The 16,607-nt window shown below is 59.6% G+C and carries 14 protein-coding genes; 6 read left to right on the top strand and 8 right to left on the bottom strand.

Features of this window, described 5'->3' with window-relative positions; all coding sequences use genetic code 11:
* Positions 1–10: 10 nt before the first annotated feature.
* The 7 genes from algG to yaaA all read right to left on the bottom strand — a co-directional run bounded on the left by algG (position 11) and on the right by yaaA (position 10,335).
* The gene (gene algG, locus PSH91_RS21745) at positions 11–1,603 is read right to left on the bottom strand and encodes a mannuronan 5-epimerase AlgG (RefSeq protein ID WP_160893336.1); all 1,593 of its coding nucleotides are present in this window, start codon (positions 1,601–1,603) and stop codon (positions 11–13) included.
* Positions 1,604–1,629: 26 nt separating this feature from the next.
* Positions 1,630–3,114 (bottom strand): alginate export family protein, encoded by a 1,485-nt coding sequence (locus PSH91_RS21740; RefSeq protein WP_047228909.1) that lies wholly within the window; start codon positions 3,112–3,114, stop codon positions 1,630–1,632.
* A 5-nt stretch (positions 3,115–3,119) separates the two neighbouring features.
* Positions 3,120–4,631, bottom strand: a complete 1,512-nt coding sequence (gene algK / locus PSH91_RS21735) for an alginate biosynthesis TPR repeat lipoprotein AlgK (RefSeq protein ID WP_047228843.1) — start codon at positions 4,629–4,631, stop codon at positions 3,120–3,122.
* Positions 4,632–4,640: 9 nt separating this feature from the next.
* A complete protein-coding gene (locus PSH91_RS21730; RefSeq protein WP_047228844.1) occupies positions 4,641–5,810 on the bottom strand; it encodes an alginate biosynthesis protein Alg44 in 1,170 nt (389 codons plus the stop codon).
* A 35-nt stretch (positions 5,811–5,845) separates the two neighbouring features.
* Entirely contained in the window at positions 5,846–7,327 is a 1,482-nt protein-coding gene (gene alg8 / locus PSH91_RS21725) for a mannuronan synthase (protein WP_370695168.1), read from the bottom strand.
* A gap of 100 nt (positions 7,328–7,427) precedes the next feature.
* Positions 7,428–8,744, bottom strand: coding sequence for a nucleotide sugar dehydrogenase (locus PSH91_RS21720; RefSeq protein ID WP_076383623.1), 1,317 nt, complete (start codon positions 8,742–8,744; stop codon positions 7,428–7,430).
* An 811-nt stretch (positions 8,745–9,555) separates the two neighbouring features.
* Positions 9,556–10,335, bottom strand: coding sequence for a peroxide stress protein YaaA (yaaA, locus tag PSH91_RS21715; protein WP_047228847.1), 780 nt, complete (start codon positions 10,333–10,335; stop codon positions 9,556–9,558).
* 177 nt (positions 10,336–10,512) lie between these two features.
* Between yaaA and PSH91_RS21710 the strand changes: the two genes are divergently transcribed.
* From PSH91_RS21710 to PSH91_RS21685, 6 genes are all read left to right on the top strand, one after another.
* Positions 10,513–11,637, top strand: coding sequence for a polysaccharide deacetylase family protein (locus tag PSH91_RS21710; RefSeq protein ID WP_047228848.1), 1,125 nt, complete (start codon positions 10,513–10,515; stop codon positions 11,635–11,637).
* 335 nt (positions 11,638–11,972) lie between these two features.
* The gene (locus tag PSH91_RS21705) at positions 11,973–13,367 is read left to right on the top strand and encodes a PhoH family protein (RefSeq protein ID WP_047228849.1); all 1,395 of its coding nucleotides are present in this window, start codon (positions 11,973–11,975) and stop codon (positions 13,365–13,367) included.
* Positions 13,368–13,628: 261 nt separating this feature from the next.
* On the top strand, positions 13,629–14,102 hold the full coding sequence (gene moaC, locus PSH91_RS21700; RefSeq protein WP_076383624.1) for a cyclic pyranopterin monophosphate synthase MoaC: 474 nt from the start codon (positions 13,629–13,631) through the stop codon (positions 14,100–14,102).
* Positions 14,099–14,341: a MoaD/ThiS family protein gene (locus tag PSH91_RS21695; RefSeq protein ID WP_047228851.1), complete on the top strand. Its 243-nt coding sequence runs from the start codon at positions 14,099–14,101 to the stop codon at positions 14,339–14,341. Before moaC ends, PSH91_RS21695 begins: the two co-directional genes overlap by 4 nt.
* A gap of 3 nt (positions 14,342–14,344) precedes the next feature.
* Positions 14,345–14,797 (top strand): molybdopterin synthase catalytic subunit MoaE, encoded by a 453-nt coding sequence (gene moaE, locus PSH91_RS21690; protein ID WP_076383625.1) that lies wholly within the window; start codon positions 14,345–14,347, stop codon positions 14,795–14,797.
* Between the two features lie 273 nt (positions 14,798–15,070).
* Positions 15,071–15,847 (top strand): ABC transporter substrate-binding protein, encoded by a 777-nt coding sequence (locus PSH91_RS21685; protein ID WP_076383626.1) that lies wholly within the window; start codon positions 15,071–15,073, stop codon positions 15,845–15,847.
* Between the two features lie 126 nt (positions 15,848–15,973).
* On the opposite strand, the gene PSH91_RS21680 is transcribed toward PSH91_RS21685, so the two are convergent.
* A complete protein-coding gene (locus tag PSH91_RS21680; RefSeq protein WP_076383627.1) occupies positions 15,974–16,600 on the bottom strand; it encodes a transcriptional regulator in 627 nt (208 codons plus the stop codon).
* Positions 16,601–16,607 lie beyond the last annotated feature (7 nt).

Raw genomic sequence — 16,607 nt, 5'->3', positions numbered from 1 at the left:
AAGGTCATCCTCAGTCCCGCAATTCAGTCTGGCGTTCGACAGGGTCGATCAGCACGGCTTTCTGCTGGCGCACCAGCAGGTCGAGAATTTCATCCTGGCGCTCGCCCAGGATCCCCGAGAAGCTGATGCCGCTGGATTTGGTCGGCGCGAGCATGGACACGCGGTAGAGCTCAACGCTCAACGGTGAGTCGATGGACAATGGGCCGCTGCCGTTGGCAGCCAGTTCACCACCGACCACGATCAGCGAGACCTGGGCGTCGAACGGGTCGAGCTTGATGTCCCGGTCGGTGTCGGACAGGTCCTTGATGTGGCCGTAAAGACCGGTCAGGCCGTTGGCCATGGACACGTTTTCGTAAAGGCGGATGTTCACGCTGTTACGAATCCGGATGCCGTGGCGCCGGTTGCTGATCACTTTGTTGCCCCACAACAGGTTGTCACCACTCTCGTAAAGCGTGATGCCGTCGGTGTGGTTCTTGTAGATCTCGTTGTAGGCGATCAGGTTGTTCACGCTGTTACGGTCGATCACCAGGCCCGAGAGTTTGTTGTCGTAGCTGCGGTTGTTGAAAATGAAGCTGTCGTTGACCTCACGGGAAATAATGATCCCGTGCTTCTTCTTGGTCCCGTAGACGGTGTTGTCGGCGATGATCAGCCGATGGGAACGGTCGTGGGGGTCAATGCCGTAGACGATGTTGTCCTTGTAGGTGTTGCCCTTGACCACAAAGTCGTTGGTTTCGTAGCAATAGAAGCCGTACCACATGTCCGAGAACTCGGAATCGATGATCCAGCCGGTCGGTTCCGGGCGCTTGAGGACCTTGGCCATGTTGGGCGTGTACTGGGAAATACTGACCCCGTACGACTTACTGTTGGCGTAGCCGAAGCTGGCCATTTTGGTATTGACGATGTAAGTCTCGGTGCCGCCCCAGGACAGCAGGAACGGACGGAATTCGTTGGCCGAGCGGAACGTGGCGGGGCCATTGTCCTTTTCGCGCCAGCCAGTGACCTTGGTGTCGCGGATGAACATCTTTCCATCGTTGACCAGGAAGGAGCCGCCCTCTTGGGACAGGCGCAGTTCCTGGGTCTGTTGGTCGATTTCCAGAATGCCTTTTTCACCCACCACAATCGGAATCCTGGCCAGGAAGACACCTGGCGAGGTTTCCCTGAGGTACTGCTTGGGCACTTTCTTGGCCAGGTCCTTGAGGTTCATGTAGCCATCGTCGATGAAGATGGCCTGTGGGATGCCGTGCTGGCGCACCACCCACTCGGCCATCTTGTTGTCGCCGCCGATGAAGTCCTTCAAGGCGTTTTCCTGCATCATCCGGCGCACGCTGACTTTGCCGGGCTTGCTGCGCACGATCTTGGCCGCAGCCGCTTCGGCGGTGAAGCCTGTGAGGTCGGGCAGGGTCGGCGTAGCCAGCTCCAGTGGAGCGGTCGGCGCGCTGCTGACGGTGTAGGTCTTGGCCTGCTGCAGTTCCTTGACCACGTTGCCCGGTTTGACCACCGGTTCAACGTTGGCGAACGCCGACGAGCCGGCCAGCAGCATCGCTGCGGCCAACAGGCTGATCGAACCTTTCATCGCCTGGCTGTTCCTGAGGTAGCGGTTCATATCGGGCACTCCCATGGTCATTCGCATCAGAAGCGCCAGATCACGTCGACAAAGGCGCGATGCATGTATGAATCGACCTCTTTGCCGTAGGCGTCACCAGGCTTGAACACACCGCCACGAAAGCGCACCAGCGCCGATGGCTCGTCGATGGACTGGCTCAGCGCGGCCGGCAGCAGGCCTTGCTTGAAGTACTTGGTGACCACAAGGTCGACTTCCTGGCCCAGGTCCTTGTTACCGTCGCGCAGTGGCAGGGACGAGGTGGACAGGATTGCGCCGGTCACATCGTCGGTGTTGTTTTCCACCGCGTTGATACCGTTACTGCCCACAGGCTTGTTGCCGTCCACGCGCCAGAACTTGTGGTACACCAGGCTTGCGTCGTATTCGTCACGCAACTGCCAGGAACCGAACAGGCTGGCGCTCTGGGTGTTGGCCATTTCGCCACGGAAGGCTTCACCGAAACGGTGGACCCGCGAGCGGGTACCGGTGTAGTTCGAGCGGTTGCTTTGCAGACCGTTCTGTTCGTAGTCCTCGCTGGCGCGGGCATAGGCCGCACCGACTTGCCACTGCGGATCCAGGCGCAGACGGATGCCCAGGTCGGTGGCCCAGCCATCGACGTCGTCACTGCGCTTGAGTTGCGTGGGGCGCGTGCCATCGGCGTTGAGCGGGTTGACGGTGTCGCGATCGCCGGTCATGCCGGTCAGGCTGGCCCAGTAATTGACGGTGTTGGTGTTACGCCAGTTGTAGGCGTCACTGTTGGCTTCCAGGCCCAGCCAGGACAGGTCACCGTTCTGGGTCTTGTCCAGGGAATCGGTGGCTTCGCCCGGGGTCGGGTAATCGAGGCTGCCATTGTCGTGGGTATGGTGGGCACGGATTCCGGCCCACTGGCCTGGCATCCACTGGTAGCCCACGTCACCGTAGACGTGCAGGCGGTCCTTGTCGTCAGGCGACAATTCCTTGAGGTCGGTGCGGTATTCGCTGAAGCGCTCGGCGACACCCAGGTTGGCCCGCAACAAGGTGGTATCGAAGGTCCAGTTCAGGGCTTCGATGTTGGTGTCGCGCCATTGGCCGTCTTCGTTGCGCAGGCGTTGGCGACCAAACTTCAGCTGTTCGCCCGGGTAAGGGGTCAGGCCCCGATAGCCAATCCAGAATTCGCGCATGGCCAGGTAGTTCTTCTTGACTTCGCGATCACCGCTGTCGGTTTGCGCGGTCGCGTCATCGGACTGTTGCAGGGTGTCGGTCTCGATGGTGTCGGTAGACGTCACGGCCTGGGCCATGGCGTAGGCGCTCCAGGCCCCGCGCTCACCGTAGATCCACGGACGCAGGTCCAGACCGATACCGTTGACGTCGCCGCCGCGCTGGGTGCCGAGGTCGCGATCGTCTTCGGACTGGGCGGTGATTTTCACGTCCAGGCCGAAGTTCTGGTCTTCAGTCAGGGCCGCCAGGGTCGGACAGGACCACAGCAGGGCAAACGACAGGCCAATACCGGCCTGCACAAAAGGATTGAGCTTCAAAGGCTTCATAGAGGTTCCTCGCCGTCATCTTCTTTTAGGGCTTGCAGTTCCAGCGTATCGGGGCTCATGGAGCCGCGAATGGCCTGCTCTTGTTGTAGCAGGCGCTGGGCTTGTGCAAGCTGGTTCGGCGGTAATTGGGCTTCGAGGGTCTGGGCAAGCTCGATGGCTTGCGGGGTGTTCTGGGCCTTGGCCAATTGACTGAACACATAGGCATTGACCGGGTCGGGCTTGGTGCCCTTGCCTTGGGAGAACAACTGGGCAATGGCGAAATCGGCGCTGTTCTGGCCGTTACGGGCGGCCTTGAGCAGATGGTCCAGGGCCTTTTGCGAGTACACCTGGCCCAGGTAACCACGGCGATAGATCTGGCCCAGGTAGTAATCGGCGGCCACTTCGCGGCCAACGGCTTTCTGGAAATGCGCTTCGGCGACCTTGGCGTCAGCCGGCACCCATTTGCCTTCGTAGTACAGCTTGCCCAGCAACAGATCGGCACGTGGCTGATCGGCGGCGCGGCCGTTTTCCAGGTACTGCATCATCTTGTCGACGTCACCCAACTCGGGGAAGTCGTAGAGAATCTGCGCCAGGCTGACCCAGGCAGCGGGATAGCCAGGGGCGATGCCTTCGAGCAACGACTGTGCGGTTTTTTCGTCGGTCTTGCCCAGGCTCGCATCGGCCAGGACACGGGCGACGCTGTCCACACGCTGGGCGGAGACGGTGCCACTCTGGTGACCGGCCTGCATTTGCTTGAGCAACTCGGCCTGCTGTTCAGGCTGGCCGCGTTTCTGATAGACCGTGGCCAGTTCGACGTAGCAGATGTCGGTGGTGGCCAATGCCGCCTTGCAGACTTTTTCCACTTCATCCAGATGCTGGTCGTAGGTCCCCTGGGTGCGATAGAGCAGAATCTGCGCCAGGCCCGCTTCCGGGTAACCGGCGCTGCGCCATTGGCTGATCTGCTGCTGAGCGTTGACGTTCGGGAAGCTTTGGGGATATTGCAGGTACAGCATCGCCAGCGGGATCAGGGTGCCGCCCTGACCGTTGGCGAAGGCTTTCTTCAACAGGCCTTCGGCTTCGTGCTTTTCCGCTTCGCTGGAGCCTGGCTTGGCCACCAGCAGGCGGCCCAGGCGAGCCTGGGCCCGTGGCGAGATATCGGCCGCGGCGCGGTAAGTCGCCTCGGCCTTTTTCATCTGCTCGGGGTCGCGGCTGTCCACCTGGATGTCGGCCAGGCCGACCTGGGCTTCGCTGTAGCCCAGGTCTGCCAGTTGCTGATAGTTCTGCTGCGCCAGCGTCGTGTCACCGCGCTTGAGGGCTTCGTTGGCCAGGCGCTGGTCGGGCAGACCGGCGCAGCCGCTGAGGCCGATTGCCAGCGCCAGCGCACACAACGCATACCCTGTGTGGGAGCGAGCCTGCTCGCGATGCGGGCGGCTCGATACACCAGGCACACCGCTTTGATCCCATCGCGAGCAGGCTCGCGCCCACAGGGTATGCGGCGTCTTGTTGTCTTGTGGAGTCGTCACGAGCATGTCCTCCGCTTAAATACCGACAGCCATGGCTTTGTCGATCAGCCAGTTCAGGTTCGGGCCACGGTCGCTGGTAACTTCTACCGGCCGGCCGGCCAGCGAGCTGTCCAGGGGTTCGTCAGGCTGGATCAGTACGCGGATATCGGACGACAGGTCGGCACTTTTCAGGCTGGTGCTGCTGACGATCTTGCCGGTACGGGTGGTGTCTTCGCCGGCAACCTGGAAGCTGACCGGAGTGCCTGGGCGCACGTCGCCGAACTGGCGATAGGAGAAGCGTGCTTCAACGTTGGCTTCGGTGCCCCGTGGGACCAGTTGGAAGATCACGTCACCCTTGCTGGCGTACTGACCGTCGGACACCAGTTGCTGGGACACGATGCAGTCGCACGGCGAGGTCAGGGTGCCGGTCATTTGCTTGCCGAACAGCTCCTCGACCTTGGCCGGTTGCAGCTGGTTGTCGTCCAGATGGCCCTTGAGCACATCGAGCATGCTGGTGCTGAACGTGGCCAGCGGGGCGCCTTTGGCAGCAACGCCGTCAGCCTTGACCAGACTCTGCACGGTGCCGTCGCGCGGCATGGTGATAGCCATGCCCGGTACGTTCACCAGGCCCGCCTGGGCGTGGCTGACGAAGTACATGCCGTACACCGACTTGAAGATGAAGCCGAATGCCGCCAGGCCGACGATAAAAATCGCCAGGCTGAAGGTCACGGCCCGCAGGCGGCCCAGGGCGGTCATGCCACCGTTGTCGTCCTTCTGCTTGCGCGCCTTGGTGAAGTTGTCGCGTTGCAAAGTCGCCAGCACATCGCCGACGCCGACGATGTCGCCGGCCAGGTGCGAGGTGATGATGTGACGCAGCGTCGAGATGTCCCGAGGCTCCAGATTCTGGAACTGGCAACCGGTACGACCGGTCTGGCGGTCGTAGGAGCGAACCTGCAGTTCCACGTCCATGGCCAGGCCAAGGTTGTCGATCACGAATTGCAGGCGGCCTTTGTACGCTTCGCCGACCTTGAGCGGCATCTGGCCGGCGTTGAAGCACAGGCCTCCGGCCGACAGGTCCAGGACCTTGACTTCCATGGGGGTACGGTCGGGACCGAAGAAGCGCAATTTGGCCGGGATTTTCACTCGGGCGTGTTGGCGCTGGGCTTCGGATTCATGCACTACGTTGACATTCACGGCGGTGTTCATAGGGGCGATTTCCTAGTTAATTCAGGCGAGTTCGGTCAGACCATCATCAGCAGCACGGCAACGAAAACGCTGCCGGCGGAGAAGGTCATGGTCCGAGACGACCAAGTGTTGAACCAACGTTGAAAGCTGGCGAGATCACGGGTCAGATGGGTGGGCTGGCGAGTCCAGGACTGTTGGTCGAGGCGGAAGAACACGTAGATCTTCACCAGCGCGCCAACGATCTGGTTGTAATACAGAATCGCCGGGTAGGCCGGACCGATCCGGTGTCCGGAGCACGACAGCAACAGGGTCAAGAGCAACCGAGTGATGCCGATCCACAGCAGGTACACCAGGATGAACGCGGTGCCGTACTTGAAGCTGGCAATCAGCGCCACGGTCAGGCCCAGCAGCGAGGTCCACATCGACACGCGCTGGTCGAACAGCACCACCGAAGTGAACAGGCCCAGACGCTTCATGCCCAGGCCCAGTGCCCGGGAGTTCTGCCGCAGGTTGTTGCCATACCAGCGGAACATCAGCTTGCGACTGGCCTTGATGAAGCTTTTTTCCGGCGGGTGCTCGACGGTGTTGATCGCCGCATCGGGTACGTAGAACGTGTCGTAGCCCAGGCGCATCAGGCTGAACCAGCTCGATTTGTCGTCGCCGGTGAGAAACTTGAAGCGGCCCAGGCGCCAGTGTTGCAGCGAGTCGCTTTCCACGTCGGCGATGAAGTCCGGGTTGGTGACCACGGTGGCGCGGAACACCGACATGCGGCCGGTCATGGTCAGCACACGCTTGGACAGGGCCATGGAGCACATGTTGATGTGGCGCTGAGCGAAGCGCAGTTTGTGCCATTCGCTCATGATGTAGCCGCCGCGCACCTCGCAGAACTCGTTGGTGGTCAGGCCGCCGACGTTGCCGAACAACTGGAACCACGGCACGGTCTTGCGCACCACGCCTTCGCCGAGCACGGTATCGCCATCGATCACGGCGACCACTGCACGGTCGTCCGGCAAGTGGCGGGAGATGGCGCGGAAACCGAAGGCCAGGCCGTCACGCTTGCCGGTGCCAGGAATGCGCACGAAGTCCAGCTTGACGTGCTCTGGCGGGTTCATGCGGGCCCAGAGGCTCTTGACCAGTAGTTCATCGGACATTTCCACGATGGAGCAGACCACAGTGGTCGGCAGCCCGCAGTCGATGGCTTCGCGGATTACCGAACTGTAGACCTGGGCGGTCGTCAGCGCGTCGATCCGGAAGCTGGTGACCATCAGGTACACGTGGGACGGATCCGCCGCCTTGCCCAGCTTGCGTACCTTGCGGCGCAGATGCGGGTAGACGATGTACAGGAAGATCATGCCGCGCACGAAATGCGTCGCTCCCATGGAGTAACGCCAGATGCCCACGGCGCCGATCAGGAAAATGAAATCCTTGGATTCGGAATCGAACGTGGACGTGGGCAACGCCATGGCGATGCCCATCAATAAACTCAAGTAAAACAGCCAACCGGCGGCCTGAAGCAGGCCGTGCTTTAGCCTGTGCATAATCTGCATCCGTCTCTATCTCGGGCGGGCCTTGTGGGCGGCCCGATGGGTTAAGGCAGGCGAAAGGCCGGCCGGGCCTGGGCCCGGCCGGCAAACAGACTTACCAGCAGATGCCTTCGGTCCGGCCACTCGGGTTGGTGGCCTTGGACATGAAGCCAACCAGGTCGATGACCTGCTTGCCTTCCGGTACGTTCTCGGTCAGCGCGCGGAACTTCTCGTCGCGGTTGCCCAGGATGATGATGTCGGAGCCGTCGATCACCGAGTCGAAGTCGGAGTTGAGCAAGGACGAGACGTGAGGGATCTTCGACTCGATGTAATCCTTGTTCGCACCGTGGACGCGGGCGTATTCGACGTTGCTGTCGTAGATTTTCAGGTCGAAACCCTTGCCGATCAGCATTTCCGCCAGTTCCACCAATGGGCTTTCACGCAGGTCGTCGGTGCCGGCCTTGAAGCTCAGGCCCAGCAGGGCGACTTTGCGCTTGTCGTGGCTGGAAACGATGTCGAAGGCGTTCTGCACCTGGGATTCGTTGCTGCGCATCAGCGAGTTGAGCAGCGGCGCTTCCACGTCCAGGGAACCGGCGCGGTAGGTCAGGGCGCGAACGTCCTTGGGCAGGCACGAGCCGCCGAAGGCGAAGCCTGGGCGCATGTAGTACTGGGACAGGTTCAGGGTCTTGTCTTGGCAGACCACGTCCATCACTTCACGGCCATCGACGCCGACTGCCTTGGCGATGTTGCCGATCTCGTTGGCGAAGGTCACCTTGGTGGCGTGCCAGACGTTGCAGGTGTACTTGATCATCTCGGCGACAGCGATGTCCTTGCGGATGATCGGCGCATCGAGCTCTTCGTACAGCGATTGCAGAACGTCGCCGGAGGCTTTGTCGAACTCGCCGATGACGGTCATCGGTGGCAGGTCGTAGTCCTTGATCGCGGTGCTTTCACGCAGGAACTCAGGGTTGACCGCGACGCCGAAATCGACACCGGCTTTTTTGCCGGAGCAGTCTTCCAGAATCGGGATGACCACATTCGCCACGGTGCCTGGCAGCACGGTGCTGCGAACCACGACGGTGTGGCGGGTGGTCTTGTCGCGCAGGACAAAACCGATCTCGCGGCACACCGCTTCGATGTAGTTGAGTTCCAGATCGCCGTTCTTCTTGCTCGGTGTACCGACGCAAATCATCGACAGGTCAGTATCACGAATCGCTTCGGCGAAGTTGGTGGTTCCGCGCAGACGGCCTGTTTCAATACCTTGTGCCAACAGCTCGCCCAGACCGGGTTCAACGATCGGCGATTTACCGGCGTTGATCATGTCGATTTTGTCTTTGGCGACATCTACGCCAACGACATCATGGCCCCGTGCAGACAGGCAACCGGCACATACTGCACCGACGTAACCCAAACCAAATATGCTAATGCGCATCGCATTTACCTCTGTTTTTCACGCCATTAAATGGCCGGAGTTAATAGTGTTCAGCGGTCATAGTGCACTCGGAAGTGTGGAATGCAGGCGCCACAGTGCCGTGTGCAGGCATACTAAGTTCCGAGTGTCTAAATAAGTGCACTCAAGTTGTGCGCAATGCGGCCTAGTTGTTATGACCTGCCCTGTTATGCAGCCAGTCCTCGTATTCGGGAACGTTCGTGCAAAGGTCCTTCACCTCCGATCCCTGGCAAAAAGCCCACAAAATCAGAAGCTTGTGTGCTCTGGCGAGCACGTTATAGGGGCGCAGCCTTGGCCTTGTAGGGGATAGTAATGGTGCGTTATCTCCTGTCCTTTATAAGATGGATCCAAATAGGCGACCGTTTCGCTAAATTGCCATGACAACTTGGTTACTTGGATCGACGGCCTATGTAAGTCATCTCTTACACGCACGGCGAGAATCGTTACGGGTGGTATGAGCCGTGCAATTTCACATAGTTCCGATCCGCTCATCGCGATTTTCGAAATTTTTCGAAATATTATGAAAGATGGCACTGACCTCATGATGATGGCACTCACCGTTTTGACCTTTGATAACGGGGAGTTAAGGGGGGTAGATATTTTTGTGCCACTACCGAATAAAAAATTTGGTGCCACTACGTAAAAAACTGACAGGTGTCGAGTGAAACAAAAGTTAGCGAGGGAAGGGGGCGATTTATTGGCGTCATGGAACTGACGAAGTGGGCGGGGAAGTTGGATGACGTGTTCGGGTTTGATCAAGGCCCCTGATCAAGGGGCCATATAAAGATGTGCTTTATTCGGGGGCATGGTCACGCAGGAACACCAGTTTGTCCGCGCTCGATTGTTGAGCATTGAAACGGTAGCCCTGGGCATCGAACTGCTTGAGTGCTGCTGGATCGTTGATGCGTTCCTGAATCACGAAGCGGCTCATCAGGCCGCGGGCCTTCTTGGCGTAGAAGCTGATGATTTTGTACTGGCCGTTCTTCAGGTCCTTGAACTCGGTATCAATGACCCGCGCTTTGAGCGCGCTGCGTTTGACCGCCGAGAAGTATTCATTGGAGGCCAGGTTCAACAGTATGTCGTCGCCCTGGTCAGCCAGCGCTTCGTTCAGCCATTCGCTGATGCGTGTGCCCCAGAAGGCATACAAGTCTTTGCCGCGGGCATTGGCCAGCTTCGTGCCCATCTCCAGGCGATAGGGTTGCATCAGGTCCAGTGGGCGCAGCAAGCCATAAAGACCGGAGAGCATGCGCAGATGCTCCTGGGCATAGTCGAAATCGGCTTCGGCAAAGCTTTGTGCATCGAGGCCGGTGTACACATCACCCTTGAAAGCCAGCAGAGCCTGTTTGGCATTGGCCGGGGTGAACGCCGGCGTCCAGCTGCCGAATCGTGCGGCATTGAGACCGCCGATCTTGTCGGAGACGTGCATCAGCTCGCTGATCTGTGCCGGCGAGAGTTCGCGCAACTGTTCGATCAGTTCCTGGGAATGATCCAGGTACTGCGGCTGGGTAAAACGCTCGGTGGCCGGCGGTGTTTCGTAATCGAGGGTCTTGGCGGGGGAAATCACCATCAGCATGCAATCGTCTCCTTCAAAGGTGCGGCGATTCTAGGGGGTTGTCCGGGTGGACTCCAGCTATTGGGGTGATAGGTGATGGATGGGCAAGCCTTGCTCCCACCGAGTCCTCTGACCACAAGGGTATTGCGTCAGGATCGGCTATGATGCGGCGCGGGTTTCGTTATGGAGACATCCCTTTTGCGCATCGTCCTTCTATTGTCGGCCTGGTTCCTGAGTTTCGCGGCCATTGCCGCACCCAGCGACATCGCCACCCTGGACCGCAGCACCTGGCCGGAACAGCTCACCAGCCCGACGCTGTTCGACGTGGCCTCGCGAGCCGAGATCCTGATGTTCGCCCGGGTCCTGCTGGACACCGATGCCATGGACGAAATCGCCCTCAAGCAGCACCTGGGGCTGCGCACAATCAATATGGCGGCGATCGACACCCTGCGCGCGCGGTTGTGGCAGCGACTGCTGAGCAACTACAACTTCGCTCAGCAAAGCTGCGATCAGGACGCTTCGTTCTGTTTTCTGGTGGAAGACCTGGCGACGTTGCGCGAAGAGGCGGGCAGGCTCACGCTCGATGAAAACTCCTACTACATCAAGTGGGCTGAGCCGAGCCGGATCTTCCACGCTCAATATCTGGACGAGTTGCTGCGCAAGGCCGCGTTGTTTCCGCAGACCAGCAGCGAAATTGCGCGTTTCGGCGATTACGAGCGCAACGGTGATGATCTGAATGACCGGCTGTTCCTGCTGACCTTCGACAGCGCGGCCAACATCACGCCGGACAATACCCCGTGGCTGACTGAATACCTGCGCAAGTCGAACATGAACGGCACCTTCTTCGTGCTGGGCAAGGACATCCAGGCGCGGCTTGCAGAGCGCTCGGTCAACCACCTCCAGGCCTTGTATTCGGGGCAATGCGTCGGTGTCCAGGGTTGGGAGTTCCGCTCCCACAGCCATTGGCAGGATTGGCAGGACTCGGTGCGGCGCAGCGTCGATCTGGTCAAGGGCAAGCTGCCGGAAAACTACGTGCCGCTGTTTCGCCCGCCCCAGGGCCAGCGCCGTGGCGATGCCGGCGCATTTTTCCGCAACCAGGGCCTGCAGGTGGCGCTCTGGGATATCGACCCTCAGGACAGCGCCGGCCGGCTCAACCCCGAGCAAAGCGCCCAGCGCACACTGACCCTGATGCTGTTGTGGCGCCGCGGTGTGATCAATTTCAACGTCAAGCAGGATGCGCTGAAAACGGCGCTGCCCTGGCTCATTACGCAAACGGCGCAAAGCGGGATCGGCTGGGAAGATTGTCGGGTCGCGTTTCGCTGATTTGGCCAAAGGCCCGGAAACACTGGGGGAGGAGGAGAATTCGGCGCACTTTCATGACGACCGGACTTCCGACTTTAACGGCGCAACGGCGCAACGCCAAGCGTTATTCGTCACTCTGAAAAATAAACTTCAAAAAAGCGTCAAAGTGCTTTTTCCTGTCATGTGTTTTGGAGTATCAAGAAGTCAGACCGCCGAAACCTGCAACACAGGTGGCGTCTTCCAAGACCCAGTTGTGTGCAGTTCACCTCAAGCCTTGCGGGTGAATTCGGTGGCTACTTCGAGGCGCAGCACTGTCACGGTATTGCGTCGAATGGCCCCCACAAAGGTGACCGAGTATGGATGACCACGGACGTAGCCCTTCCTCCAACCAGCCAATCCTCTATGTACTCGATACCAACGTATTGATCCACGATCCAAACGCACTCCTGAACTTCGAAGAACACCATGTTGCCATCCCGATGACCGTGCTCGAGGAGCTGGACAAGCTCAAGAGCGGGCATCACAGCGTCGCCGCCGAATGCCGGCAGGCGATCCGCCTGATCGACAAGACCCTGGGAGACGCGTCGCCCGAGGACGTTGAACTGGGTGTGCCGATCCAGCGTGGCAAAAGTGGTCCCAAAGGCCTGCTCTCGATCCTGATGAGCAAGCGCACCGAACCCAACCTGGTGCTGCCCGAACACCTGAACGACAACATCATCATCAACCAGTTGATCGACCTGCACGCGCGCAACCAGGATCAGGCCGTGGTGCTGGTGACCAAAGACATCAACATGCGCCTCAAGGCCCGCGCCTGCGGGATCGCGGCGGAGGACTACAGCACCGACCAATTGGTCGACGACGTATCACTGCTGCCCAACGGCTATCACACCATGACCGGCTCCTTCTGGGACCGGGTGAGCAAGGTCGAGACCCGTCAGGACCATGGTCGCACCTGGCACCAGGTGCAGTTGATCGACAATCTGCCGGCGGTGCACATCAATGAGTTCATCATCGACGAACAGGGTTTCGTCGGCTGGATCAAGGAAATCCAGGTCGACAAGCTGCTGATTCTCGATCTGCACCAGGAACCCCTGCTGCATCAGGAGGCCTGGGGCCTCAAGCCGCGGGATATCTACCAGAGCCTGGCCTTGTTCGCCTTGCTCGACCCGGATATCCACCTGGTCAACCTGTCCGGCGCCGCCGGTTCGGGCAAGACCATCCTGGCGCTGGCCGCCGCCATCGAACAGACCATGGTCAGCAAGCGCTACCGGCGCATCATCGCCACCCGTAGCGTGCAGGGCCTGGACCAGGAAATCGGCTTTTTGCCCGGCACCGAAGCGGAAAAAATGGAGCCTTGGCTGGGCGCCATCACCGATAACCTTGAAGCCTTGCACATGGATGACGAAAGCACTCATGGCAGCGTCGACTACATCCTCAGCAAAGTGCCGTTGCAGTTCAAATCCCTCAACTACATTCGCGGCCGCAGCTTCCAGCAGAGCCTGATCCTGATCGACGAATGCCAGAACCTCACCCCGCACCAGATGAAAACCATCATCACCCGTGCTGGCGCCGGTTCCAAAGTGGTGTGCCTGGGCAACCTGGCACAGATCGACACCCCTTACCTGTCCGCGACCAGTTCCGGGCTGACCTACCTGACCGAACGCTTCAAAGACTTCCCCAACGGGGTCCACATCACCCTGCAGGGCGTACCGCGCTCGATCCTGGCCGAATACGCCGAATCTCACCTGTAACTGACCATCAGAACCGGGCGACCTCAAGGTCGCCCGGTTTTTTTATGACTGTACGAAAACCCCTGTGGGAGCGAGCAGGCTCGCGATAGCGGTGCATCAGCCACCTATTTTTATCTGATACACCGCCTTCGCGAGCAAGCCCGCTCCCACAGGAGGATTTGCGGTGATTGGGCAATTGCGCTCGCCACAGGTGCGACAATCAGGCCTGCCGGAATCTGACTCACAGGTTTACAATCGATGCTCCCGATCAGGAGTAACCCTGTGCTGACTCATCTCGATTCCCAAGGTCGCGCCAACATGGTCGATGTGACCGACAAGGCCGTGACGTTCCGTGAAGCCACGGCCGAAGCCTTTGTGCGCATGCTGCCCGAAACACTGCAGATGATCGTCAGCGGTGGTCATCCCAAAGGCGACGTGTTCGCCGTTGCGCGCATTGCCGGCATTCAGGCGGCGAAAAAAACCAGTGACCTGATTCCGCTCTGCCATCCGCTGATGCTCACCAGCGTCAAGGTCGAGCTCAATGCCGAAGGCGAGGACCGGGTGCGCATCGTTGCCCGTTGCAAACTGTCGGGGCAGACCGGCGTGGAGATGGAAGCCCTCACCGCCGCCAGTGTTGCTGCGCTGACCATCTACGACATGTGCAAGGCCGTGGATCGGGGCATGACCATTGAAGGCGTGCGGGTGCTGGAGAAACTCGGCGGCAAGAGCGGCCACTTCCAGGCGGATGCACCATGAAAATTACCGTGAAGTTCTTTGCGCGTTATCGCGAAGCGTTGGGCGTTGATTCGCAGAAGGTCGAGGGCGATTTCTCCACGGTGGACGACGTGCGGATACTGTTGGCCGCGCGTGAAGGTTTCGATGTCTTGAAAGAACAAAACCTGATGTGCGCCCGCAACGAAGACCTGTGCCAGCTCGACGAGCCGCTGGTCGATGGTGACGAAGTGGCATTCTTTCCCACCGTGACCGGAGGCTGAGCCATGGCGATTCGGGTGCAAGCCGATCCGTTCGACCCGGGCGTCGAAGTCAACGCGATGCACGCGGCCAATGTCGGCGTGGGGGCGGTGGTGAGTTTTGTCGGCTACGTGCGTGACTTCAATGACGGCCTTGATGTGTCCGGGATGTTCCTGGAGCACTACCCGGGCATGACTGAAAAAGCCTTGGGCAAGATCGTCGCCGAGGCCGAGCAGCGCTGGCCGTTGCTCAAGCTGGAGGTCCTGCATCGCATCGGTGCCCTGGAGCCGGGCGAACCGATCGTCTTCGTGGCGGCCGCCAGTGCCCATCGCCAGGCGGCATTCGACGCCTGCGCCTTTGTCATGGACTACCTCAAGACCCGTGCGCCGTTCTGGAAAAAAGAAAACACCGCCGATGGCCCGCGCTGGGTCGAGGGGCGCGACAGTGATCATGCGGCGGCGGATCGCTGGAAGCGGTAGATAGCCTGTTGCTGATTCATTGCCTGCCAACCGCTATCGCGAGCAGGCTCGCTCCCACAAGGGATCCAGGTTGTACACAGTATTCGTGTTCGACGCAGGCCTCCTGTGGGAGCGAGCCTGCTCGCGATGAGGCCATTAGCCTCCCATCACTTTTCGCGGTTGCCCCAATTGACGATATGTACATTAAAGTCCAGTATGGATTTATAAGTACATAAAATCCGTCGCTTCACCTTTCTCTGCCAAAACCAACAACAAACCCGCGAGAGATCGATCATGAAAAAGCTCCCCCTCATCACCGGCCTGGCCTTGAGCCTGCTGGCCTCCAGCAGCCTGTTCGCCGCCGACAAGACCTTGCGTATCGGCATTGAAGCGGCGTATCCGCCGTTTGCTTCCAAGACCTCCGAAGGAAAGATCGAGGGATTTGACTATGACATTGGCAACGCGCTGTGCGCGCAGATGAAGGTCAAGTGCCAGTGGATCGAAAGTGAGTTTGACGGGCTGATTCCGTCGCTCAAGGTGAAGAAAATCGACATGGCGCTGTCGTCCATGACCATCACCGAAGAGCGCAAGAAGTCGGTGGATTTTACTCACAAGTACTACTTCACCTCGTCGCGGCTGGTCATGAAGGAGGGCGCTGTGGTCGATGATCAGTACGCCAGTCTCAAAGGCAAGACCGTGGGTGTGCAACGGGCGACCACCACCGACCGCTTCGCTACGGAGGTCTTCGAACCCAAGGGCGTGACAGTCAAGCGCTACAGCAACAACGAAGAAATCTACATGGACCTGGCGTCCGGTCGACTGGACGCGATATTCGCTGACACCATCCCGCTCGAGGATTTTCTGTCGATGCCCCGGGGCAAGGGCTACGCGTTTGTCGGGCCGGAGCTCAAGGACCCGAAATACGTCGGTGAAGGCGCGGGTATCGCGGTGCGCAAGGGCAATACCCAACTGGTGTCGGACTTGAACAAGGCCATCGACGGGATTCGGGCCAGTGGGGAGTATCAGAAGATCCAGGCCAAGTATTTCAAGTCGGATATCTATGGCGACTGATTGATCGTTATCGCGAGCAGGCTCGCTCCCACATTGGATCTCATTGAACACAAATAGCGTGTTCGACACAGACCCCCTGTGGGAGCGAGCCTGCTCGCGATGAGGCCAGGCCAGGCAAGAAAAACCTCAGCCCTTCAACTCCTTCAAATGCTTGTAAACCGTCGCTCGTCCCATGTTCAGCACATTCGCCACATAGTTGGACGCGCTCTTGCCCTTGAACGCGCCTTCGGCATGCAGCGCCAGCACCAGTTCGCGTTTATGGTCGCGGGTCAGCAGGTTCAGGCTCAACTGACGCTCGCGCATCCAGGCGTGGAGGAAGGTGTTGATCCGTTCCTGCCAGTCATCGCGAAACAGTGAGTCCGGTTGGGGGATCAACTTGCCCGGCGACAGGAACAGGTCCAGCGCGGCCTTGGCATTCTCGAACAGCGAAATATTCAGATTGATGCACAGCACCGCCAGCGGGCGCCCCCCTGCATCGCGTAGGACGCTGCTGAGGCTGCGGATTTTCTGCCCGTCCCAATTGAGTTTTTCGTATGGGCCGATGTTCCGTTCGCTGATCTCTTCGCTGAGCATGTCCTCCAGGGACGAGTCATCCCCTATCACGCGCTTGGACAGGTTGTTGGCGATGTAGTCGACTTTCTGCGTACGCAGGTCGTGCAGCACCACTTCGGCGTGAGGGTAGAACAGCGTGGCGATGGCGTCGGCGATGGTGCGGAAATTATCCAGTGTCGGATCAGGTTGCGGGGCGTTCATGACAGGG

This window comes from Pseudomonas sp. FP1154, from assembly GCF_030687245.1.
GTDB lineage: Bacteria > Pseudomonadota > Gammaproteobacteria > Pseudomonadales > Pseudomonadaceae > Aquipseudomonas > Aquipseudomonas rhizophila.
This window is presented reverse-complemented; position numbering and strand designations above follow the sequence as displayed.